Consider the following 23,289-nt stretch of genomic DNA (forward strand, 5'->3'; position numbering starts at 1 on the left):
CAAGGGCAGGATGCGGGAAAAAATCAAGGCAGCTGCATGGTACGGATACGTGAGAGGGAGAAACAACCAGGCTGTTGCGCTTTTGTCAGTCGTCTGCTGATGTCGATTTTTCCGCTACTTTTCGGAAGGCCATGGCAAATTCCGGATCAAAGCGCCGTATTTCCAGATATGCATCGGCCCAATGAATGTTCTGGGATTTGAAATACGCAGCGAGTTCCACTGGGGCATTTCCCTGGTGCACAACATCCCGTCTGCCATCCATGCTTGGCTCACAAAACAAGGTGTAGCCTCCCTCTTTTTTCAGCCTGATAAAAAAGGCAGGCGGCCATGCAGAGGGGGAGGTGTTTTCTCCAAGAAAACCGAGAAATTTGGTTTCGTGGGTTGGCGTATCACTCATGTACTGGAAATAGTACTCCAGAGTCTATTCCAAGCCAATGATAAAATATGCGGCCTCCCAAATGCGTACACAGGGCGCCGCAAAGAGAAAGGTATTGGCTCCAGCTTACTGTATGGCGGATTCGCTGGCCTGGGTTTTGCGGATGACAGTATTGGTCAGCAGTGCCACCCCTTCCAGTTCTATAGACACTTCATCACCTTCATGAAGTTCTCCTACCCCTGCTGGTGTTCCAGTCAGAATTACATCACCGGGATGCAAAGTCATAATGGACGATACAAAGGAGACCAGCTCGAAGGGGGAGAACACCATCTCGGAGGTGCTGCAGTCCTGCACCACTTTTCCGTTGAGGGTGGTGCGCAGCGTCATGTTGCTCGGGTCGGCAACTTCGGTTTCTATCCATGGGCCAATAGGGGCGAATGTATCGAACCCCTTGGCCCTGGCAAACTGCACATCGCGCTTTTGCAGATCCCGGGCCGTCACGTCGTTGGCGCAGGCATAGCCGAAAACATATGGCGCGGCATCGTTGGGCAGTATGTCCTTGCAGGTCTTGCCCATTACCACGGCCAGTTCTCCCTCATATTCCACCTGCTTGCTTTCCGAAGGCAGAACAATGGGCTCTCCATGACCTATGACCGCGGACGGCGGCTTGAAAAAAATGCGGGGCTCCTCCGGAATGGAGTGCTCCATTTCCAGGCCGTGGGCTTTGTAGTTGACGGCTGCACAGACAATTTTGGTGGGCATGACCACGGGGAGGATTGCGACCTGGGCGAGAGGAATGGGCTGGGTGAATCCAAGCGCCTTGTTGAGGCACACAACCGCTTTATTTTCCAAAGATGCGTAAAAAACATGGCCCTGATACATAACGCGCAGTATGCGCATAGGATTTTCCTCGTGAGGTTAGAAGTGAGTCCGCGTGGTACGCAAATTGAGCCTGCGCTACATGTCAAAGGTGACGCAGGACAGTTCGGATACATGTTCCGGTGAGTTGCATGTTGCTTGTGCCGCAAGGCTGCCGCTGCCGCACGAAATTCCACGTATGGAATTTCGTAACATGCTCCCGGTATTTTTGTCTAACAGACGAGGAATTTTTCCCGTTATAAAACTCCGACCACAGGCAAAACCACGGGGTCTCGCTCCAGAACCTTGCGGAAGAAACGCCGCAGGGAAGACCGGATACGTTCCTTGAGCTTCTCGGTTTGTCCGGGCGGGATGTTTTCGTAGATGTCGAGCACGATGCATTTGGCATCTTCAAGCAGATGGGCGTACTCTTTTTCGAAAATGAATCCGCGCGAAAGTATTTCCGGCCCCAGGGTTATCTCTCCGGTTTCCTCGTCCAGGATGAGCGTCACCACCACCAGACCGTCGCCTGCCAAAAGCTGGCGCTCTTTGAGCACGGACTCGCCCACGTCGCCCACGCCCTTGCCGTCCACATAGGTCGAGTCGGTCGGTACGCGGTCTTCGTGGCGGATATGTCCGTCCGCGAAAAATGTTACCGGGTTGCCGTCTTCCACCACCAGGGCCCGTTCCGGGGCCACGCCGTGGGCAACGGCCAGCCTGCAGTGCTTGACCAGATGGCGGTATTCGCCATGCACCGGGATGAAAAATTTGGGCTGTACCGTGTCCAGCATCTGCCCCAGCTCTTCACTGTGTGCGTGTCCGGATGCGTGGATTCCACGGACCCGTTCGTACAAAACTTCCGCCCCAAGCTTGTACAGCTTGTTGATGATGCGGGTGATGGCGCGCGTGTTGCCGGGAATGAAGCGCGAACTCATGATGACCATGTCGCCCTTGTGCACCTTGATGTAGCGGTGCTCTTCCTTGGCCAGCCGTGCCATGGCGGAAAGCGGTTCCCCCTGCGACCCGGTCAGCATGACCACGACCTCGCTGTCGGGCATGTTGCGCAGGGACTCCAGGGAGACCAGCTGGCCGTCGTCCACGCGCAGTTGGTCCAGGGCACGGGCAAACTCGATGTTGCGGTGCATGCTTTTTCCGCTTACCGCGACTTTGCGCCCGTATTTGGCGGCCAGGTCGATGATTTCCTGCATGCGCTGAATATGGCTGGAAAAGAGGGTGAAGAGCAGGCGCCCTTTGGTCTGGGAGAAAATTTCATCCAGCTTTTCGCTGATTTCCCGTTCCGTCAGTGCGTAGCCGTCGCGTTCCACATTGGTGGAATCGGACATGAGCAGCTGCACGCCGGGCTTGGAAAATTCCCGGAACATTTCCATGTTCGTGGCATGGCCGTTGAGCGGCATGCGGTCTATCTTGAAGTCGCCCGTGTGCACGATGCGTCCGGCCGGGGTTTCGATACCCAGCCCGAAACCGTCGATGATGGAATGGCATACCGGGATGAAGTTGACGGCCATGTCGCCGAAGCGGACGCGGTCGCCGCCTTTGACGGTCCGTAACGTTACGTACTGGTCCAAACCGTGTTCGCGCATCTTCCCTTCCACCAGGGCCTGGGTGAAGCGCGACCCGTAAACAGGGCAGTCCACATGGTTGAGCAGCCAGGGCAGGGCGCCTATGTGGTCCTCGTGGCCGTGGGTGAGCACAATGCCCTTGAGCATGCGCTTGTTGGCCAGGATGAAGTCGAAACAGGGGATGACCACGTCCACGCCCAGCAGGGATTCCTCCGGGAACATCAGACCGCAGTCGATGAGAAACATGGTCTTGCCGCTGCGCACGACCATGCAGTTCATGCCGATTTCGCCGAGACCGCCGAGGGGATAGATGGTTACCGAGGACGCATCAGCCATGTGGCAGCTCCTTGTAGGCGGCATTCATCATGGCGTACAGGTCGTCCTTGAACTTTTCTCTGTCCTTGAGTGAGTACAGATTGGCCGCGTCTATGGGCGGCAGGGTGCGCAGTTCCAGGCGACGGCTTTTTACCCAGCCGCTTCCCTTGCCCAGAATTTCGCCGGTGCTGCGCATGACAAAAGGCACCACCGGGACTCCGGTCTTGAGTGCCAGAATCATGGCGCCGGACTTGAACTTTTGCAGTTCATCGTATTCCGTGGCCCGTGTGCCCTCCGGAAAGATGATGAGGGAGGTTCCGCTACGGATTTTTTCCACGGCTTCTTCAATGCTGCGCATGGCTTTGCGACGATTGGAACGGTCGATGGCCACGTGGCCGACGCGCTTGCTGGCCGGACCGAAAAAAGGAATTTTGAATACGGATTCTTTGGAAATGAAACGAACGCCATAGTCGTTTAAAAAATAGCTTAAAAAGGGTATGTCCAGATTGCTCTGGTGGTTGCCGATAAAAACATAGGTCTGGTTCGGGTCGAGCCCTTGGATATCCACATGAAATTTCGTCCCGGCGGCGAAGAGAACGGAACGTCCCCAAATGCGCATTATGGGGGTGCCCCAGGCCGGGTGAATGATAGCCAGAGTGGAGAAGAACAGGGTCGATGGTATTGCAATCAGATAAAAAATAATATTTCGCAGCATGAAACCTTCCTGATGTTTGCGTGCCGAGAGGCTACTCGAAATTACGGCCCTGAACAAGGGGAGAAGGACCGTCATTGTTCGCATTTGGCCCGGTCGTTGCAAAAAATGCTTTGCTCGTCGTGTCCTATACCGGAGGTAGTCATGGAATCGACATTGCAATCAACCCTGGCCGTTCTTCCTGCCGAGCTTCAGGGCCGGAAAAAACAGCTGCAACGGTTGGACGTTACCGATATATCCCTTTCCAGCCGGGCCTTGGCGGTCATCCGCTTCAATGTGCTCTCCTTTTTCGGAACGTATGCGCCCGAGGCGGTTTCCAAAGATCCCAGCCCTGCCAAATCCTTGGCGCTTCTTCTGGACCGTCTGTATTTTGACCAGGAAACCGGGGAACTCATCATGTGCGCCGACCTGGGACAACATAACCTGTGCCTTCCCATTCCTCAAAAGCATTGGAGCTTCAATCGTCCTTATCTGGTGCAATAAGCGGCAGGGGATTGGTTTTTGTATCCAATCTGCGCATCTTTTTCGAGATATCATTTGTATCTGTTCAGCAAACAGAAGTCGTGACATGCTCCGGGCAAGGAGATTATGCCATGAAAACAATCGGACTTTTGGGCGGTATGAGCTGGGAATCCACAGCCACCTACTACCGCCTGCTCAATGAAGGCATCAACACCCGTTTGGGCGGACTTCATTCCGCAAAGATCATTCTGAACAGCCTTGAATTCAATGAACTTGAATCCGCAATGTGCCGGGGCGATTGGGATCTTATCCAGGACCGTCTGTGCACGGGGGCTCGGGCTGTTGCCGCGGCTGGTGCGGATTTTTTGTGCATCTGCACCAACACCATGCACAAGCTGGCCGACGCCGTGCAGGAAGCGGCCGGAATTCCTCTGCTGCACATTGCCGACGCCACGGCCATGGCTGCCGAAAAGATGGGCGTCGGCAAGCTGGGGCTGCTGGGTACGGCCTTTACCATGGAACATGATTTCTACAAGGGACGGCTTGCCTCGCGGGGGTACGAAGTGCTTCTACCGGAAGCCGGTGAACGGCGCGACGTACACGACATAATCTTTCAGGAACTCTGCAAGGGCGTGGTGCGCGAAACCTCCCGTGACAGGTACGTGGGTATTGTGGACAGGCTTGGCGCAAACGGTGCCCAGGCCGTGGTGCTGGGCTGCACGGAGATAGGCATGCTTCTGCCCGAGGGGAGTGCTTCGCTGCCGCTGCTAGATACCACCGTACTGCATGTGCAGGCTGCCTTGGAGCTGGCCCTGCAATAAAATTTACCAAGGTCTTTCTTCAAAAAAGAAGCGCCGGAACATATCGAATGTTCCGGCGCTTTGTTGTTTTATGGCGTTTGAGCTTTTCGAAGCAGCCCAGCTATTGTGCCTTTATCGGCAGCGCAAGCTCTAATAGGCTTCTTCGTAGTCCAGGTCATCCTGGCTCATCTTTTTGGCAAAGAGGGTGTAAACCCAGAACTGATAAGCCAAAACAATGGGCACGAAGATGCAAACCACGGTCAGCATGATCTTCAGGGTCAGGGGCGAGGACGTGGCGTTATAGATGGTCAGGCTCCAGGCGGGGTTGAGGCTGGAAGGGATCAACGCCGGGAACAGGCCGATGACGCCAAAGAAGGTCACGCCCAGAATGGTGGCTGCGCTGGAAGCCCAGGCACCCCACCAACGCTGCTTGCCCATGCATACCCGCATCTGAACCAGTCCGCCCACGGGCAGTATCAGAATAAGCAGGAGCAGAGGGTTCTGCAGATAGTTGGAGAAGAGCTTGGTTGCCATGGCAGTCATGATCAGGAAGGCCAGCACGGCGAAGATCAGCACGGGCCAGAGTTTCACGGCCACGCGTCCGGCACGATGGCTCAGTTCGCCGGGTGTCCGGATGGCCAGCCACAATGCGCCGTGCATCAGGAACATGATCAGGAAGAGCAGGCCGCCTGCCAGTCCGTACGGGTTGAGCAGATGCCAGATGCCGCCGTGGATGACGCCGTTTTCGTCCAGGGGCACGCCCTGGAAGAAGTTGGCAAAGGCCACGCCCAGCAGGATGGGAGGAAGTGCACTGCCTACAAAGTGACAGCAGTCCCATATCTTGCGCCAGCCCGGACCGTCGAGCTTGCCGCGGAATTCAAAGGATACGCCGCGAATGATGAGCGCGAAAAGCAGCAGCATCAGGGCGGTGTACAGGCCGCTGAACATGGAGGCGTACACCGGCGGGAAGGCGGCAAAGGTTACGCCGCCTGCGCTGATGAGCCAGACCTCGTTGCCGTCCCAGAATGGGCCACCGGCATTGAGGATGTAGCGTTTATCGGTATCGTTCTGGGCCAGGAAAGGCAGCAGGGTGCCAGCGCCCAGGTCGAAGCCGTCGAGCACAAAGTACATGGCCCAAAGAAGGCCCCAGAGGAAGAACCAGGTGGATTCGAGCATGTCAGTTCTCCTTATGCGCTGTGGGTTTCAGGGCCTTTGGCCGCATAACGGGCAATCAGCGAGAAACCAGCCACGCCCAGCAGGGCATAGATCACACACATGAGTACCATGGAAAAAGCCACCTGCGAGGGATCAACAGGGGATACCGCGTCGGAGGTGCGCATCAGGCCGTACACGATCCAGGGCTGGCGGCCGACCTCGGCCACTATCCAACCGGCCTGGATGGCAATGTAGGGCAGCGGGATGGCAAAAAGCATGGCCCGCAGAAACCAGGGCTTTTCCGTAAGCTTGTCGCGGTACATCCAGCCGAGAATCATCAGTCCGATAAACAGTGTGCCCAGACCAACCATCAGGCGGAAGGCGTAAAAAGTAAGGGCAACCGGGGGACGGTCTTCCTTGGGAAAGTCCTTGAGCCCCTTAACCGTGGCGCTGGGGCTGTTGTACGCCAGGATGGAAAGCAGGCCGGGAATGGGCAGGGCTTCCACAAGGTTGCCCTCGTTCTTTTCGTCGGGAATCTGCAGCAGGTACATGGGGGCACCGGCCTGGGTTTCCCAATGCGATTCCATGGCAGCCAGCTTGGAGGGCTGCACCTTGGCTACTTCGTTGCCGTGAAAGTGTCCCTGTCCGGCCACAAAGAGAGAGGTCGCCAGCCCGACAATCAAGGCCAGCTTGAAGGAACGGGTGAAGAATTCAACTTCCTGCTTCTTGAGCAGATGGTAGGCGGAAACGCCCATCACAAAAAAAGCGCTCAGCAGGAACGCACTGGAAACCGTGTGCATGAATTCATGCCAGGCAAAGGGGTTGGTCACGACGGCAAAAAAGTTGTCGAGTTCGGCCCTTCCGTTGCGCAGTACATACCCCACGGGGTTCTGCATCCAGCCGTTGGCAAGCAGAATCCAGACGGCGGAAAGGTTGGAGCCGATGAAGACCAGCCACATGACCATCATGTGTGCCTTCTTGGAGAGTTTTTTCCAGCCAAACACCCATACTGCAATGAATGTCGACTCCAGAAAAAAGGCCGCCGTGGCTTCGATAGCCAGAAGCGAGCCGAAAATGTCCCCAACGTAGGTGGAGTACTTGGACCAGTTGGTCCCAAACTGAAATTCCAGGGTTATGCCGGTGACCACGCCTACGGCAAAGTTAAGTAGAAAAAGTTTGCCCCAGAATTTGGTCATTCTGAGGTAAATTTCCTCGCCGGTATTCACGTATTTCGTTTCCATTATGGCCACAATGAGCGACAAGCCCAGGGTAAGTGGCACAAACAGAAAGTGAAAGAACGTGGCCGCGGCGAATTGAAGCCTCGAGAGCAGCAACGCATCCATACGAACCTCCACGTGTGCAAGGGTTTACTAACTGTATGTACAGGAGCCTGGGAAAAATGGCTACCTCATTTTCCAGGGGTTGATAACTATCTTATCAGTATTCTTACTGGCTAAGATGAAATACGAATACCCTCTTTATCTGAAAATGCAAGTGGAAATTGAGGTTGGGCGGGGTGTAAGGGGAATCTCCGAGGGAGGAAATGCACTGCGCTGCGACCGGAAACAAAGGGGAAAATGCATAAAAAAAATAGCATCCTGAGGGGAAGATTTCTAATCGTGTACTCTCAAGTTCTGCATTCTTTGCGGAAACCTAAGGGACGTTTTTGCGGAATTAAATCTGGAAATTTAGACCATGTATTCAGCCTGCAGGTGCGTAGAAAACTCCCCGCACCAATGGCCTTTTATTTGCCACGCCCCATTCTTTGGTGTGGCATAAGGGAGGTATCTCACCTGGCTTGGTGCAAAGAGGCGGCAATGTCGTCTTGCTAAATACCTGCGGGCCCTTGGGGCCGGAAAGGGAGGGGAGTTCACTTAAACCAGGGTGTTCAAAATCCGGGCTGGCAAGGCGCAAGTCAAAGGCATGGCCGACGCGTATTCTCCATACGCAAGGATGTGCCTTTGACGCGGCAACACCGCCAGCACGCGATTTTAAAATCCCTGCCACCCGCATGCGTGATGCGGGTGGCAGGGATTTTTTTTGCTGTTCAAGGCTCGGAAGGCCCAGATGGACGAGCTGCCGGGCAAACCTGAATTGATTCTTCGCTCAAGCGGCTCCTCAGCCTTTATTTCGCAATATGGAAAGGCCAGGCCATGACGCCGCCTTCCATCACCTTCACGTTGTTCCAGCCGTAGGATTCCAGCACCAGCTGGGCTTCGTACCCGCGCATGGAGATTTTGCAGTAGGTGATGATTTCCGCGTTCTTGTCCTGCGGAAGTTTGTCCAGATTGTCGCGGAGCGTGCCCAGGGGAATAAGGGTTTCACCCACATCCAGGCGCATTTCTTCAAATTCGTTTGTCGCACGGACATCCAGAAAATACGGCGCGGTCCCTTCGTCGATGCGTTTTTTGACCTCGCTGGTGCAGATGCCTGCCATTCGTCCGGCCATTTTGTTTTCCAATATATGGGCCGTGGCAATGAAATGATCGATAGCCAGAGAGAACGGCGGCGCATAGGGAAGATCGGCCACGCCGATGTCGTAGATGGTGCTGCCGTTCATAACCGCCATGGCAGCTTCGGCCACCTGCCGGTTCACGTTGCCGGGACCGACGCATTGGAAACCGAGGATGCGGCCGGTTTTGGCATCGGCCACCATTTTGGAAACCAGCAGTCCGGCACCCATAAAGCCGGGTTTGTCCGGGCTGGCGTTGGTGGCGGTCACAACATCGTAGCCTTCTTCCTTGGCCCGTTTTTCAGAAAGGCCAGTGGACCCGGCGCTGAAGTCGAAGACCTTGCAGATACCGCTGTTAACGGTTCCGGGAAAGGTTTTGCTGTTGCCCAGCATCATGTTGTCCGCAAGAACGCGGGCTTCCAGGTTTGCCAGGTCGCCATAGGGCGCATAGGCCTTTTTGCCCGTGATGCGGTTGGTAATTTCCACACAGTCGCCTGCCGCGTAGATGTCGGGATCAGAGGTGCACATGTACTCGTCCACTGCGATGCCGCCAAAGCCACCGAGGTCCAGCCCGGCGTCTTTCGCCAGCTTGGCATTGGGCATCACGCCGATGGAAACCACGGCCAGGCCGCAGGGAATTTCCAAGCCGTCGGCCAGCTTCACTCCGGTGAGTTTGCCGTCCTTGCCCAGGAACTCGGCCACGCCGTTTTCCGCATGCACGGTGATTCCCTTGGAAATCACATGCCGTTCCACCAGCTTGGCAAGTTCCCAGTCCAGAAAAGTCAGCAGCTGGGGGAGCATCTCCACAACGTGCACAGTCATGCCCGATTCAGCCAGGGCTTCGCAGACTTCAATGCCGATCAGCCCGCCGCCAATAATGACAACATCCTTTACCTCGCCGGAATCGCGCAGGCTGCGCAGGGTGTCGGCATCGTGCATGGCGGAAAGGTGCTGCACTCCGTCCAGGTCGATGCCTGGAATGGGGGGGCGGCGCGGGATGGAGCCGGTGCAGAGAACCAGTTTGTCGTAAGGAATGGAGGATTTTTCGCCGCTGGGCACATGGACGTAGGAAACCGTTTTGTTTTTCCTGTCTATGGCCGTCACTTCGGTGCTCACCTTGGCGTTCACCCCTTTGGCGGCGCCAAAAAAAGCCTCGTCGCGCACCACTCCGGTGGGCGTTGCCAGCAGCTGCGAACGGTTATCGAAATTTCCGCCGATGTAATAAGGATATCCGCAGGAAGCCATGGAAAGTTCCGGGGCCTTTTGCAGCAGTGTAACCTCGGCTTCGGCATCCAACCTTTTGGCGCGTGCCGCAGCCTTGGGACCAGCGGCAGATCCGCCGATGACGACGATGTTCTTTGAACTCATGTGGAGTCTCCTTTGCATTGTACTTCGCCCGTCATGTTGCCCGAGGTGCCGATTCAACGTGGAAGCACTCTGCGAAACGGCTGTCCCCCGGACCATACGAGCGTAATGCGTGCTTTCGCAGAGCAAGAAAGAGTCCTTAGCGTTGTTTTTGGAGCAGGGCATTGATCGAGATCAATGCCTTGTGAATTTATGGTCATAAATATTTTGTCTTGACGTGGGCTTGGCTGCGGGGCAAATGTTGTCCGACAAAAATTGTCGGACAATTTTCGTCCTACAATCTGGTCGGCAACTTGTTCGATACTTCCTCCGGGCGGAGCTACAGCGCAAAAGGGCCGGAGACTATGTGCCAACTTTGAATAATCAGGAATCTTGATGCAAGCCAACGACAGGATCATCCCCCTTCGCCATTACGGGCGCTGGGTTTCCGGAGCCGTGCTGATTGCCATTCTCGGCCTCATCATAAACGCATTTGTCGTAGGGCAGATCGACTGGCCCGTGGTGGGCGAGTTCTTTTTCTCCCCCGCGCTCATCAAGGGATTGGGCAACACCATTCTCATCACGATCTGTTCCATGGTCATGGGGCTGGTCCTTGGCGTCATCTTCGCCATAATGCGTTTGTCCAAAAATCCGGTAACGCGATGGTTCTCCGGCCTGTACATCTGGCTTTTCCGCGGCGCACCCGTGTATCTGCAACTGCTCATCTGGTTCAACCTGGCGCTCATTTTTCCCACCATCAGTCTCGGCTTTGCCCAGTACAGGATGGTGGATGTGATGACGCCGTTTGTGGCCGCGCTTCTCGGCCTCGGCCTCAACGAAGGCGCGTACATGACGGAGATCGTGCGCAGCGGCATCCTTTCGGTGGACAAGGGGCAGATCGACGCTGCCACCAGCCTGGGCATGACCCGGCTGGTCGCCATGCGCCGCATCATTCTGCCGCAGGCCATGCGGGTCATCGTTCCCCCCGTGGGCAACGAGTTCATCGGTCTGTTGAAGACCTCCTCCATGGCGAGCGCCATTGCCTTTACCGAGCTCTTGCACAAGGCGCAGCTCATTTACTTTGTCAACGCCAAGGTCATGGAGCTGCTCATGGTTGCCACGGGCTGGTATCTTATTGTCGTGACCTTGCTGAGTTTCTTTCAGATGGGCATAGAGCGTCATTTCAACCGCGGACATTCCTTCAACTCCCGCCGCAGTCTGTTCGACGTCTTCACTGCCAATCTTTTCACCAAACAACACAAGGCGGGGGCCTAGCCATGTCCAGGACCGAACCGATGCTTCGTGTGGCCAATGTCCGCAAATCCTATGGTGAACACGAAATTCTCAAAGGCATAGACCTTGAGGTGGACAAGGGCGAGGTGCTCTGTCTGCTCGGCCCTTCCGGCTCGGGAAAGAGCACGTTGCTGCGCTGCATAAACCATCTGGAAAAGATCAACGCCGGCCGCATCTATGTGGGCAACGAACTGGTGGGCATGGCCGAACGCAACGGCAGGCTGTACGAGCAAAACGAAAAAGAGCTGTGCAGAATGCGCACGAAAATCGGCATGGTTTTTCAGAATTTCAATCTCTTTCCCCACATGACGGTGCTGGAAAACATCATGGAAGGACCGGTCACCGTGCGGAAAAAGACTCCTGAAGCCACCAGGGAACTGGCCATGGACCTTCTGACCCGTGTCGGCCTGCGCGATTGGGCGGACAGGTTTCCCAAGCAGCTTTCTGGCGGCCAGCAACAGCGCGTTGCCATTGCCCGTTCGCTGGCCATGGAGCCGGAACTGATGCTGTTCGACGAGCCCACCAGCGCGCTCGACCCCGAACTGGTCGGCGAGGTGCTCAGCGTTATGCGCGACCTTGCCGAGAGCGGCATGACCATGGTGGTCGTTACCCACGAGATGGAATTTGCCAAGAATGTGGCCAACAAAGTCGTCTTTATGGATGACGGCTTCGTGCTGGAGGAAGGAACTCCGGCAGAGGTTTTCGATAATCCCCGGCACGAGCGCACCAAGGCCTTTTTGGGGTCTATCGACTGATTCGATGTCCGCGGCTCTGCCGGTTTAACGCACAACATGGATACAGGCGAATACGGATATCAAGGACGTCGTGTGCAGACGCAATGCACCGGGAAATGCAGGGGCGTTTCCTTGTTCTGCAGCCAGCCGGATGCCGTACTATGCGAAAATCTTTAACAGAGTAAGAGAAGGAAGAAGACTGTGATGAAAAAAATCTGTGCTCTCGTAGTGTGCTTGCTGACATTGGGTCTCGCAGGGACGGCTTTTGCCTCCGATCTGCATGACATGCTGCCCGATTCCATCAAGAAAAGCGGCAAAATCATCATTGGCATCAACGGCATTTTTCCGCCCATGGAATTCAAGAACCCCGGTTCCGACACCCTGGTGGGCATTGATGTGGAACTTGCCGACGCCATCGCCCAGAAGCTGGGCATCAAGATCCAGTATGACGACCAGAAGTTCGACCAGCTGATCAACTCCATCAACACCAAGCGTGTGGACATGGTCATCTCCGGCATGTCCGACAGCGCTGCCCGCCGGAAGTCGCTGGACTTCATCGATTATTTCAACTCCGGCACACAGTGCTTCACCACCAAGGCCCTGGCCGGTGAGATCACCAGCCTGGAAGCCCTCGACGGCAAGACCCTGGCTGTTTCCGCTTCCACGGATTACCTGACCACCATGCAGAAGTGGAACAAAGCCAATCTGGTTTCCAAGGGCAAGCCCGGCATCAACATCATGGCCGTGGATTCCGCCGCCTCCGCCCGCATGCAGATGCTGCAGGGCCGTGCCCAGGCTTCCGCTCTCAGCCCCGAGGCTCTTGGCTGGGCCAATGTGCAGCAGAAGGGCGCCTACGTGGCTGTTGGTCCGCTGCTGGAATCCAACCCCTACGGCATCGCCTTCAGCAAGGACAGTGCCCAGCTGCGTGACGCCGTCTTCGCCGCTCTGCAGGAAGTTTTTGCCGACGGAACCTACCTGAAGGTTCTTACCAAGTGGGGGGCCGAATCCGGTGCCCTGGAACGTCCGCTGATCAACGGCAAGGCCGCTGAGTAAGCATTGGCGCACTTTCTTGTGCCGCAGTGCCGCGGCATGAGGATGCACGGGAAAAGATTCGGGAAGCCGCTCTCCGCAGGAGTGGCTTCCCCAGTCTCCCCACAACGGCACGATCGAGGAATGGCCGTTGGCATTGCCTTCGTACCGTTGTGAGCAGGCTGGCGGATGGAATGTGACCAACCTGCGGAAAATCACTCAATGTGGGGTTTCCCCACGGGGAGTTATGAATAAGAATTTTACTTTTGGAATGTTGACCCTGGGGCAGTCCCCCAGAACGGATATTGAGCCCACGTTCCGCGCAATCTGGGGAGAGGGCGTGCTTTTCATGCAGCGGGGCGGGTTGGATGGATTGTCCATTCCGGCCATTGCGCAACTTGCCCCGACAGGGGGAGAGCCGGGCATTGAAACATGCGTCACCTCGTCGGACAATGGGCGTTTGGGAGTGTTTGTTTCCAAAAAGCATCTGCTTCCGCGTCTGGTCAGTGCCGCCCACGAGCTTGAAATGCAGTGCCACAACATCGTGCTGCTCTGTTCCGGGCAATTTTCCGCGCTCAAGCAGGCCGTGCCCAAGCTTATCGAGCCCATTGTCTTCATCCGGTCGGTGGTGGCTTCCCTGGCTGGTCACGCACATGTCTGCGTCATCGGCCCGGAGTCGGATATGGACGAGGCCCCGGCCCAATGGAGCCCCTATGTGGCCAGGGTGTCCGTGGCAGCCGCTTCGCCCTACGATCCCGGCGAGCGTCTTGTGCAGGCGGCATGCAGGGCGCGTGAAATAGGCGCCGACTACATTCTTTTGGACGATATGGGCTTTACCGAGGAGCAGCGGCGTCTGGTACGGGCCATTTCCGGGATCGTCACGCTGAATGCCACCAGCATTGCGGCCCGCGTGCTCCAGGAACTTGTTTGAATACGGCTTTGGCCGATGGCCTGAACATTCGGCCGGAAAACACTGCGGAGAGAGTTCGAGTTTATCTATGAGGATTCAATGAGCGGCAACCTTACCATTGTACATGCGACAAGCCTGGCCTGCATTACCGACGACAACAATCCCCGGGCGGGCAGGACGCAGGGCGAACTGAACATCATACCCGACGGCGCGGTTGTCATCCGCGACGGGATTATCGCTGCCGTGGGCCCCACGGATGACATCCTGGCCCAGTACGGAGACGACGCTCCCCTGCTGGACGCCAGGGGCAAGACCGTGTTGCCGGGGCTGGTGGAGTGCCATTCGCATCCCATTTTTGCAGGCAACCGCCATTGGGAATATGTGCGCAGGATCGAGGGAGCCAGCGGAAAGGATATACGCACCGAGGGCGGCGGCATCTGGTCCACCATCGTGAACACGCGCAAGGCCGATGATGAGGTACTTGTGCGAAATACCGTGCGGGCTTTCCGGCAGATTGCCGCGGGCGGGGTGACCACGGTGGAGGTGAAGTCCGGCTACGGTCTGGACACGGAAGGCGAGCTGCGCCTTTTGCGACTTTTGAAGCAGGCCGCCGGGCAGACTCCCATGGACGTGGTGATTACTTTTTTGGGGGCGCATATTGCCCCGCAGGACGGCCGCAGCACCGATGCGTTCGTGCAGGCGGTCCGGGACGAGATGCTTCCTGCCGTGCTGGCGCAGGGCATTGCCGAATCCCAGGACCTGTCGTGTGAAAATGGAGATTTCTCCGCTGCACAGGCCAAAGAACTTATTGAATGTTCCGCTGCTTTGGGGTTACCAGTGCGGGTGCATGCCGACGCATCTTCCGATTCCCGGGGGTGGCGGACCGCTGTGGAGGGTGGGGCTCTTTCCGCAGATCATCTGACCTACACGCCGGATTCGGAAATCGATTCCGTGGGGGCCGCCCGGACCGTTGCCGTGCTGTTGCCCGTGGCAGAGCAGTTCTATCTGGACGACCGCAAGGCCAACGGCAGACTTTTCATTGAAAACAACGTGCCTGTGGCCGTGGCAACGGATTATTGTTCGTCTTTTCAGGCCACGTCATTGCCGTTGACCATTGCCGAAGCCTGTTCCTGGTTCAGGTTCACTCCGGCACAGGCTATTGTGGGGGCCACACTCAACGCCGCATACGCTTTAGGTAAAAATCACGACCGTGGTTCGCTGGACGTGGGCAAGCGCGGCGACATTACCATTTTCGACTGCGAGCATCCCAATCAGCTGGGCACCGCCATCGGCGCTCCGCTTGTGGACATGGCCATTTCCAGGGGAATGGTGATTTGGGATGCAAACAAGAGTGTTCAGAAAAGCCAGAGAATCCAGAGAGTCCGATGACGACCAACCTGACGTCCAAAACCGAAGCGAGCGGTGTCGAGAAGATAGCCGCAACATTGCGGAGCGCTATTTTCAACGGGACTTTTCTGCCCGGCGATCAGCTCAAGGAAGTCGCTCTGTCCCATTCCCTTGGCGTTTCGCGGGGGTCGGTGCGCGAAGCCCTGCGCATTCTGGCAACGGAAGAGCTGGTCATGCACCTGCCCAACAAAGGGGTCTCCGTCCGCAAGTTGAGCCTGGCGGAGATAGACGATATTTTTCTGACGCGCCATATTCTGGAAACCAAGGCCTGCGAATGCATCCCCACGGTGCCGGAAGAGCTGCTGAACAATCTTGAAGAAAAGACCGTGGCCTACGAAGCCGTGGTCAACCTGGACGACCCGGTGACCATTGCCAATGCGCACATCAATTATCACAAGGCATTGGTTGGAATAACAGGCAGCCTGAAGCTTGCGGAACTGGAAGAGAGCCTGATGCAGACCTTGCAGGTCATTATCGCCTGCATTGAAAACGACCGGGACGATACCCAGAACGAAATAGCCAACCACAGGCATATGACGGAGATGGTACGCAGCGGGTGCGTTGAAGGTGCCAAGAAATGGGTGGACGACTATATCCCCATTGGCAAGGATTTTGTCATCAAGCAGATACTCTCGCAAAAGAACAGCCTGCGGTTGCGTCGCTAACCGGCACACGCACACCGTCCTCTTTCAGGACGTGATACAGAAAACAGAAAAGCCGCCCGTGCATTTGCAGGGGCGGCTTTTTTTACGGAGAGGGAAAGAAAAAACTAGCCTTTGTAGGCCGCGATTTTTTCCTTGAGTGCTTTGGCAACGGACTGGCCGTACGTGTAGCACTCTTCGTAATCGGTATGCTCAGGAACGTTTTTGATCTTGACCGGATTTTCCATGACCACGTCGCAGAACTGTCCCAGCCAGTCGGAAAGGATTTTCACGCATTCGCCGGACCAGCCGAACGAACCGAACGCGCCGCCGACCTTGTTCTGCGGGCGCAGTCCCTTCATGTAGGTGAGGGTGGAGGCCATGTAGGGCAGGATGCCGTTGTTGTGCGTGGGCGAACCCGCAAGCACCGCACCGCAATCCATGAGTTCGGTCATGATGGCGGAATGGTGGTGTTTCTTCACGTGCATGATGCGGACTTCGATGCCTTCGGATTTGATGCCGGAAGCAATGGCCGAGGCCATGTTTTCCGTGGAGTGCCACATGGTGTCGTAGAAGATGAGAGCCTTGGGTTTGGGAGCACCCATGGAGTATTCACGGTACTTGTCCAGAACGAATTTGACGCCTTCGCCACGCCAGATAAGGCCGTGGTCGGGCATCAGCATATCCACATCCAGCTTCAGTTCCTCAATGGCGTCGAGAGTCTTGAGCACCACGGGGGAGTAAGGCTGAACAATGTTGGCAAAGTATTCCTTGAGAAGTCTTTCCAGCAGTACGGGTTCCACCTCGTCGGCAAAGCGTTCGCTGGTGGCCCAGTTCTGTCCAAAAGCGTCGGAGCAGATCAGCAGCTTGTCTTCGGGAATGTAGGTGACCATGTTGTCGGGCCAATGCAGCATGCGGGTTTCCACAAACTGCATGGTGCGCGAACCGATGGAGGCAGAAGTGCCGGATTTGCAGATCTCCAGAGGCCAGTCCTTGGCATGGTAGATTGTTTCCAGAGATCGCTTGCCCATGGGGGAAACAAAGATCTTTTCAGGCTTGATGCGTTCCACGGCTTCGACCAGGCAACCGGCGTGGTCTGGTTCCAAATGGTTGGCAACGATGTAGTCGATATTTTCCAGATCGCCCACCACCTGGGACAGGTTGCAGAAAAATTCACCCTTGTAGTCTGCCTTTACGGTGTCGATAAGGGTGGTTTTCTCGTCCTTTATTACAAAGGCGTTGTAGGTGGTGCCGTACTGTGCCTGGGAATATCCATGGAAATCCTTTCCGTTCCAATCGATGGCTCCGACCCAGTGGACGCCTTTTTTCAATTCAACGGCTTGCATTATCTACCTCTTTGGTTGTGTTTTTTTTCTCAATGGTTTTTCGTAATAAAAAAAAGCCGCCTGGGGAAGGCCCCGGACTGTTCAAAAAAAATGTCAGGCTGCTGAAAAAAGCACGGTAGCTGCGTTGCGTCAATAAATTCAAATCCCCGCGTATCGAAAAAATACGCGTGGGGCTTGAACTTTCCTCACGTCCGCAGAGCTTATGCCTCTGGTTCTCTTTTGCCCAGCCTGTTGCCCGGACTTAAAACGTCCCTGGCATGGCTCCATTTTTTTTGAACAAGCCGGAAAAGCAAGCGGCGCGGGGAAGGTAGCCTCCCCCGCGCCGCTTGGATTTTTTATTCGTCAGGGCTGAATTCGCTCTTATCTGCGCCACAGACTGGGCATACCCAATCTTCGGGGAGATCCGCGAATTCGGTTCCTGCGGGGATATCGCTGTCAGGGTCACCCACAGCGGGGTCGTAAACATAGCCGCATACATCACATACGTATTTCATTGTTCACTCCAAATAATTGTTTACGAGCGGGTTGTTCCGGTGTGGGAAGAACCCCAGTTCCACTGGTCGTAAGCCTTGGGCTCTAGGCCTCGGCCTTCCAATGTCCGTGGAGATTGCAGTATTCACGAGCAGTTACCGAGGAAGCCTGAACACAGAATTCAGCTTCCGGTGCATCGCCGGGCTTGAGGAATTTCTTGTAGGAAACGCCGTCGGCGATAAGTTCAATCCACTCGATGTAGTGCTTCTCTTCCATGGGATGTGCCACGCTGCCTACGGCAACCTTGTAACCGTTTGCAGTCTTTTCAATAACAGGCACGTGTTTTTCCTTGGCAGCATCGGTGGTGCCTTCCTTCATCAGTTTCATGGGCTGTCCGCAGCAGACAAGTTCACCTGCTCCGCCATGAAGAACTTCCACGATATTGCCACATTCTTCACACTTGTAGACTTCGTAACGTTCTGCCATGTCAACCTCCAGTTGTTAAAGACCAATTCATTTTGGTCCAGACGTGTTCAAATAAAAGAAACTTAAAACGCTATATACATGCTTCGTGGTCAACCTTCAATGCACTTTTAAAGAAAGTTGATGCATGAGGGTTATTATTAGGAATTATTCTTTCCTAGTCAAGAAGAAGATTTAGCCTCGGAGTCTTTCTTTGCTTCCCGGAATAGCCATGCCTTCTGTGTTACGGAGGGAACCTGCCCGAAGACATAGGCTATGTCGCCCGCTTTGAGCTCTTCCTCGGCACCAGGATTTGGAATCATTTTTCCTTCCCGGCTTACAGCTACCACACTCAGCCCATGCTGGTTCCGCAGGTCGGATTCTCCAAGGGTTTTCCCTTCCAGTGGAGCTCCCTTTTCAACTCGAAGGGTAGCAATATTGGCCTGAATGTCCAGCCCCTGCATGGTGTGCAGAGGGGCGAGGGCGGCAGCCTCGTCCACAAGCAGGGAGTATTCCCGGTTGCGTACGTCGGCCACCATGCGCTCTATGTCCTGGCGGGGAATCAGGTATTTGGCCAGCACCCGGGCGAAAATTTCCACCGAGGTTTCCAGCTCCTCGGGCACAATATCATTTGCGCCCAACTCCTTGAGCGGGCCGATTTCACTGAGGAATCGGGTCCTTGCCACAATATGCAGGCAGGGATTGATGGACCGGGCCGTGTCCGTTATGCGCCGCACCGATGCCGGTTCGGAAATGACAATGACGAGGGCTCTGGCCTTTTCCGCCCCGACATGGCGCAGAACGTCTTCGTAGGCTGCGTCGCCGTACAGGATGGGTTCGCCCGCGGCTGCGGCTTCGCGTACGGTGTCCGGATTGGTTTCCAGAATAACATAGTCGATGCCCGCCTGCCGGGCCGTGCGGGCCAGATGGCGGCCGCCAACGCCGAAGCCGACAATGATGAGATGGTGACCCTTTTCGTATTTTTCGTTCACAGCCCCGTCGGGGTCGGTGGAGGTGGGCAACCGGTTGAAGCGCGCCATGAACGGCCATGCCGTGATGGTGTCGGCCAGTTTGGGGGCCAGATGGACCAGAACCGGAGTTACGCACATGGTGAGAATGCTGGCGGCCAGAAAAAGCTGGTAGCCATCCTGCTGCACCAAGCCCAGGTTCAAACCTTCCTTGGCAAGAACAAACGAGAATTCACCTATCTGGGCCAGAGCCAGGCCGGTGATGATGGCTGTTCGTGCCGGGTAGCCGAGAAGCAGGGCCGGAAGGCCGGAGAGCAGTGGTTTGACCAGCAGAATGGCCGCAAAGGCCAGCAGCGCCTTGGGCAGGTTGTGTGCCAGAAAACCTATGTTGAGCAACATGCCCATGGAGATGAAGAACAGGCTTATGAACACGTCGCGCAGGGGAAGGATGCCTTCCAGGGCGCTCAGACTGTATTTGGATTCGGACATGATGAGTCCGGCCATGAATGCGCCAAGGGAAAGGGAAAGTCCCAGCATCCAGCTGAAGTAGGCAATGCCCAGACACAGGCCCAGCGTGGTCAGCAGGAGCATTTCCCGGCTGCGGGTGCGGACCACGAAGCCGAGAACGGCCGGAATGACCCGGCGCGAGAGCAGAAAAAGCGCGCCCACCAGTCCGGCGGCCTTGAGGAGCGGAACAAGCAGGGCCATGCCCGAGGTGGGTTGGGTTCCGGCCAGAAACGGCGTGATGAGAATCATGGGCACGATGGCCAGGTCCTGGAAAATCAGGAACGAAAGGGCCATGCGTCCGTGCGGACTTTCCAGCTCTGCCCGCTGGTTCAGAAGCTTGAGTACGATGGCGGTGGAGGACAGGGCAATAAGGCAGCCCACAAAGACAGCCTGGCTGGGATTGCTGAAAAGCATTGCGGCCATCAGCCCGAATATTCCTATGCACAGTCCCACCTGGAGCATGCCGCCAAGAAATACCGGTTTTTTCAGCCGCATCAGCTCCCCGAAGGAGAGGTCCGCGCCAATGGTGAACATGAGCAGTACCACACCCACTTCGGCCATGGTCTCGACCTGATGGACCATGGCAATGAGGTGCAGGCCGTGCGGCCCGGCCAACACGCCGGTAAGAAGATAGCCCACAATGACAGGGAGGCGCAGCGTGTGAAAAATGCTGGTGACGGCTACTGCCAGGGCCAGCAGGATGGCCATATCACCGAGAATTGCCAATTCCATTGAGAATCCTTGTGGTTATTGTACTACAGCAGGGCTGTTCTTTTCGAAAATAGCAACCGCATGGTAAATATTGCGGAAAATATGCATTTACGGGGCAGCGTGTATTTTATCAAGCGCTCCGGAGAAGGGATGAAAAAATCCCCCGCAGGTTGCCCGACGGGGGATTGAAAACCCCGGTTTCCGGGGATATCGGCATATGCTCCCGGAATCTTATTCTGTTTTGAAACGTTCCACCAAACGGCTCAGGTTTTGGGCCATGGAGGCCACGCCTCGGATGGCTTCGTTGGCCTGTTGGATCTGCGCGGAAACTTCCTGGGACAGATCATTGATCTGGCTCACGTTGTCGTTGATTTCCTCGCTGGTGGACGATTGCTGTTCGGCAGCCGTGGCAATGTTGCGTACCATATCCGCAATGGTGTCCGACTGGGAGACGATTTCGTGCAGCATGTTGCCGGCTTTTTCCACGCTTCCGGTGGCATTGTTGACCCGCTCCCGCGTCTTGTCCATTTCGGTGACCGCATCTTTGGTTCCGTTCTGGATTTCCGAGATCACCACGTGGACTTCCTTGGTGGCGGTCATGGTTTTTTCCGCCAGCTTGCGCACTTCGTCGGCAACAACAGCAAATCCGCGTCCGGCGTCTCCGGCCCGGGCTGCTTCGATGGCAGCGTTGAGCGCCAGCAGGTTGGTCTGGTCGGCAATGTCGTTGATGACACTGAGTACCTGGCCGATGTCCTCGGCCTTGCTGGACAGGCTGTTCAGGGTCTCGGCCAGGGAGTCCGTGGTATGCACCACCTCGCGGGTTGTGGTTACCGTAATCTGGACTTCGTTGCCGCCGTCGCGGGCCACGGCGCTTGCCTGGTCCGAATGTGTGGCAGTCTGCCCCGCGTTGCGGGCCACTTCCATGACCGTGGCGTTCATCTCTTCCATGGCCGTGGCCACCTGTCCTGTCCGGTCGGCGGTGGAATCCACGGCCCGGGTCAGGTCATCCATGCGTTCGCCCAAGGCATCCGCCGCGTCCGTCAGCTTGTGGGCCACGTCGGTGACTTCGTTGGCGACTTCCAGCAGGCTGGCCCGGTTGGCTTCTATGCGTTTGCGGTCCTGTTCTTCCTGGGTCAGGTCAATCATAACGGCAATGGCGCCCACCACGTTGTTCTTGGTGTCGCGCAGGGGGGATATTTCGTAGTGCAGGGGGAAGTCCCGGCCGTCGTTGCGCTTGTAGCGCATGGTGCCGCTTTTGCTGTCCCCGGTTTTCAGAACCTGGTTGGTTGCCGCATCTCCGCCCTTGGGATCACCGTTGCTGTAGAAAATCTCGCGCGCGGTCTTGCCCACGCATTCGTCCGCACTGCGTCCCAGGATATCCGTAAGCGGTCCGTTGACGAAGTCGAGCCTGCCTTCCTTGTCCGTGACGAACATGGGAATGATGATACCGCTGAGAACCCCGCGGTTGTACTCCAGCTGGTCCTTTATCTGATGGACCATGTCGGTGAGGTAGCGGCTCAGGTCGGCCATTTCGTCCTGCCCGCCGACATTGAAGTCGGTGTCCAGATCGCCCTTGCTGACTTCCTCTGTGCGGTTGGCAATGGTGCGGATGCGCTTGACCACGGCAACGCGCATGAAGAGCAGCAGACAGGTAAGGAGAACGACGAGGCTTACAAAGGAAATGATGGCGCTTTTAATCTGGGAATTGCGCAGGGTGGTCATTTCCGGTGAAATGTCATTGAGTGCGATCATGGAGCCGAGGATGGGCTTGCTGGCTCCGTGACAGTGGTGGCAGGTGGGCGCGTTGGGAATGGATTTGACCTGGACATAGTACGGCCTGCCCTGCAGATCCATGATGCCGCCCGCCTCGGTTTCTTCGGCCAGGCTTTGGTCCATGAGTTTGCCCACCCGTTCGCTGGCAATGTCTTTCATGTCCTTGCGCAGGTCGTCCTTTTGGGTGGCATAGGTGATGTTGCCGCTCCAGTTGGTCAGGTAGACCTGTATGCCCTCGAATTGCGAGGCGAGTTTTTCGAACTGGGCGATTGTGGCTTCGTTGTTGCCTATGCTCATGGGTTCTTCAATAGCCATCTGGAGCATTTCAACGGTCCGTTCCGCCGAAAGCTGCACCTCGTGAACCATGGCATCGCGTTGCCAATAGGAGTTGGCCAGAAAAAGGCCGGTAAAGGCGATGATTGTGAGCAAGGAAGTAAGGACAAGTACCTTGGCTCCCAGTGAGCGACGGATGAAATTCATCGACATCTCCTAGTGCGCTCCGCCATAAAGCAATGGCTTGAAGTTGAAGGACGCAACGCGTGATGCGTTATGACAGGTTTCGCAATCCTGCATGGTAAGCGTTCCCTTGATAAGTTCGGGGTCTCCCCCGGATTCCACATGCGCGGAACCGGGGCCGTGGCAGACTTCGCATCCGGCATTGCCCATCTCGGGAGTTTGCTCAAAGCTGACAAAGCCGCCCGGTTGCCCGTAGCCTGTTGCATGGCAGCCATAACACCCGGCCAATTCATCTTTGGTCAGGTCGGAAGCCATGGCAAGAACGCTTTTTGAAGACGTCGCTTTTTTGGAAAACTTGGAGTAGTTTTTGTATTCCGCTTCGTGGCATTCGGCGCACGCCTTATTGCCCACATAGGATCTTTCTTCCGCTCCACTACTATGCCCACCCGAAACGAAAAGAAGGAACGTGCCCAAGACCACAACCATGCCCGTAACACGGAAAACGGCCATGCGGAGCCTCCCCTACT

21 protein-coding genes are annotated in these 23,289 nt (G+C 56.1%); 8 read left to right on the forward strand and 13 right to left on the reverse strand.

From position 1 onward, the window contains the following. Positions 1 to 85: 85 nt before the first annotated feature. The 4 genes from ACI0FJ_RS19565 to ACI0FJ_RS19580 form a co-directional block, all read right to left on the reverse strand. Positions 86 to 262: a hypothetical protein gene (locus tag ACI0FJ_RS19565; protein ID WP_424306247.1), complete on the reverse strand. Its 177-nt coding sequence runs from the start codon at positions 260 to 262 to the stop codon at positions 86 to 88. Positions 263 to 502: 240 nt separating this feature from the next. Next, the gene (locus ACI0FJ_RS19570; RefSeq protein WP_424306249.1) at positions 503 to 1,276 is read right to left on the reverse strand and encodes a fumarylacetoacetate hydrolase family protein; all 774 of its coding nucleotides are present in this window, start codon (positions 1,274 to 1,276) and stop codon (positions 503 to 505) included. Positions 1,277 to 1,491: 215 nt separating this feature from the next. Then, on the reverse strand, positions 1,492 to 3,150 hold the full coding sequence (locus ACI0FJ_RS19575; RefSeq protein WP_424306251.1) for a ribonuclease J: 1,659 nt from the start codon (positions 3,148 to 3,150) through the stop codon (positions 1,492 to 1,494). Next, positions 3,143 to 3,844 (reverse strand): lysophospholipid acyltransferase family protein, encoded by a 702-nt coding sequence (locus ACI0FJ_RS19580; RefSeq protein ID WP_424306252.1) that lies wholly within the window; start codon positions 3,842 to 3,844, stop codon positions 3,143 to 3,145. Before ACI0FJ_RS19580 ends, ACI0FJ_RS19575 begins: the two co-directional genes overlap by 8 nt. A gap of 141 nt (positions 3,845 to 3,985) precedes the next feature. Here ACI0FJ_RS19580 and ACI0FJ_RS19585 point away from each other — a divergent pair, with 141 nt between their 5' ends. Together ACI0FJ_RS19585 and ACI0FJ_RS19590 are read left to right on the forward strand one after the other, a co-directional pair. Beyond that, a complete protein-coding gene (locus ACI0FJ_RS19585; protein ID WP_424306254.1) occupies positions 3,986 to 4,324 on the forward strand; it encodes a hypothetical protein in 339 nt (112 codons plus the stop codon). 110 nt (positions 4,325 to 4,434) lie between these two features. Beyond that, on the forward strand, positions 4,435 to 5,124 hold the full coding sequence (locus ACI0FJ_RS19590; protein ID WP_424306256.1) for an aspartate/glutamate racemase family protein: 690 nt from the start codon (positions 4,435 to 4,437) through the stop codon (positions 5,122 to 5,124). Between the two features lie 129 nt (positions 5,125 to 5,253). Here the strand turns inward: ACI0FJ_RS19590 and cydB are convergent, their stop codons facing one another. The 3 genes from cydB to ACI0FJ_RS19605 form a co-directional block, all read right to left on the reverse strand. After that, a complete protein-coding gene (gene cydB / locus ACI0FJ_RS19595; RefSeq protein WP_424306258.1) occupies positions 5,254 to 6,279 on the reverse strand; it encodes a cytochrome d ubiquinol oxidase subunit II in 1,026 nt (341 codons plus the stop codon). A gap of 11 nt (positions 6,280 to 6,290) precedes the next feature. Further along, positions 6,291 to 7,601 carry a cytochrome ubiquinol oxidase subunit I gene (locus ACI0FJ_RS19600; protein WP_424306260.1) on the reverse strand — a complete coding sequence of 437 codons (1,311 nt, stop codon included), beginning with the start codon at positions 7,599 to 7,601 and terminating at the stop codon, positions 6,291 to 6,293. A gap of 782 nt (positions 7,602 to 8,383) precedes the next feature. Next, positions 8,384 to 10,078, reverse strand: coding sequence for an FAD-dependent oxidoreductase (locus ACI0FJ_RS19605; RefSeq protein ID WP_424306261.1), 1,695 nt, complete (start codon positions 10,076 to 10,078; stop codon positions 8,384 to 8,386). A gap of 372 nt (positions 10,079 to 10,450) precedes the next feature. Here ACI0FJ_RS19605 and ACI0FJ_RS19610 point away from each other — a divergent pair, with 372 nt between their 5' ends. From ACI0FJ_RS19610 to ACI0FJ_RS19635, 6 genes are all read left to right on the forward strand, one after another. Then, positions 10,451 to 11,329, forward strand: coding sequence for an amino acid ABC transporter permease (locus ACI0FJ_RS19610; RefSeq protein ID WP_424306262.1), 879 nt, complete (start codon positions 10,451 to 10,453; stop codon positions 11,327 to 11,329). Between the two features lie 2 nt (positions 11,330 to 11,331). Then, positions 11,332 to 12,102: an amino acid ABC transporter ATP-binding protein gene (locus ACI0FJ_RS19615; RefSeq protein ID WP_424306264.1), complete on the forward strand. Its 771-nt coding sequence runs from the start codon at positions 11,332 to 11,334 to the stop codon at positions 12,100 to 12,102. 183 nt (positions 12,103 to 12,285) lie between these two features. Continuing rightward, on the forward strand, positions 12,286 to 13,134 hold the full coding sequence (locus ACI0FJ_RS19620) for an ABC transporter substrate-binding protein (RefSeq protein WP_424306266.1): 849 nt from the start codon (positions 12,286 to 12,288) through the stop codon (positions 13,132 to 13,134). A gap of 223 nt (positions 13,135 to 13,357) precedes the next feature. Next, a complete protein-coding gene (locus ACI0FJ_RS19625; protein ID WP_424306268.1) occupies positions 13,358 to 14,041 on the forward strand; it encodes an AroM family protein in 684 nt (227 codons plus the stop codon). Positions 14,042 to 14,119: 78 nt separating this feature from the next. Beyond that, the gene (gene hutI, locus ACI0FJ_RS19630; protein WP_424306270.1) at positions 14,120 to 15,409 is read left to right on the forward strand and encodes an imidazolonepropionase; all 1,290 of its coding nucleotides are present in this window, start codon (positions 14,120 to 14,122) and stop codon (positions 15,407 to 15,409) included. Beyond that, positions 15,406 to 16,092, forward strand: coding sequence for a GntR family transcriptional regulator (locus ACI0FJ_RS19635; protein ID WP_424306272.1), 687 nt, complete (start codon positions 15,406 to 15,408; stop codon positions 16,090 to 16,092). Before hutI ends, ACI0FJ_RS19635 begins: the two co-directional genes overlap by 4 nt. A gap of 104 nt (positions 16,093 to 16,196) precedes the next feature. On the opposite strand, the gene ACI0FJ_RS19640 is transcribed toward ACI0FJ_RS19635, so the two are convergent. From ACI0FJ_RS19640 to ACI0FJ_RS19665, 6 genes are all read right to left on the reverse strand, one after another. Beyond that, positions 16,197 to 17,414 carry an FprA family A-type flavoprotein gene (locus tag ACI0FJ_RS19640; protein WP_424306274.1) on the reverse strand — a complete coding sequence of 406 codons (1,218 nt, stop codon included), beginning with the start codon at positions 17,412 to 17,414 and terminating at the stop codon, positions 16,197 to 16,199. 335 nt (positions 17,415 to 17,749) lie between these two features. Further along, positions 17,750 to 17,908, reverse strand: coding sequence for a rubredoxin (gene rd, locus ACI0FJ_RS19645; RefSeq protein ID WP_424306276.1), 159 nt, complete (start codon positions 17,906 to 17,908; stop codon positions 17,750 to 17,752). An 82-nt stretch (positions 17,909 to 17,990) separates the two neighbouring features. Continuing rightward, positions 17,991 to 18,371 (reverse strand): desulfoferrodoxin, encoded by a 381-nt coding sequence (locus ACI0FJ_RS19650; RefSeq protein ID WP_424306278.1) that lies wholly within the window; start codon positions 18,369 to 18,371, stop codon positions 17,991 to 17,993. A 158-nt stretch (positions 18,372 to 18,529) separates the two neighbouring features. Next, positions 18,530 to 20,554, reverse strand: coding sequence for a cation:proton antiporter (locus ACI0FJ_RS19655; RefSeq protein ID WP_424306280.1), 2,025 nt, complete (start codon positions 20,552 to 20,554; stop codon positions 18,530 to 18,532). A gap of 210 nt (positions 20,555 to 20,764) precedes the next feature. After that, positions 20,765 to 22,786, reverse strand: a complete 2,022-nt coding sequence (locus tag ACI0FJ_RS19660; RefSeq protein WP_424306282.1) for a methyl-accepting chemotaxis protein — start codon at positions 22,784 to 22,786, stop codon at positions 20,765 to 20,767. 9 nt (positions 22,787 to 22,795) lie between these two features. Then, positions 22,796 to 23,272, reverse strand: a complete 477-nt coding sequence (locus ACI0FJ_RS19665) for a cytochrome c family protein (RefSeq protein WP_424306284.1) — start codon at positions 23,270 to 23,272, stop codon at positions 22,796 to 22,798. Between the last annotated feature and the right edge of the window lie 17 nt (positions 23,273 to 23,289).

Source organism: Desulfovibrio sp. 7SRBS1 (genome assembly GCF_049723905.1).
In the GTDB taxonomy this organism is placed as follows: domain Bacteria; phylum Desulfobacterota; class Desulfovibrionia; order Desulfovibrionales; family Desulfovibrionaceae.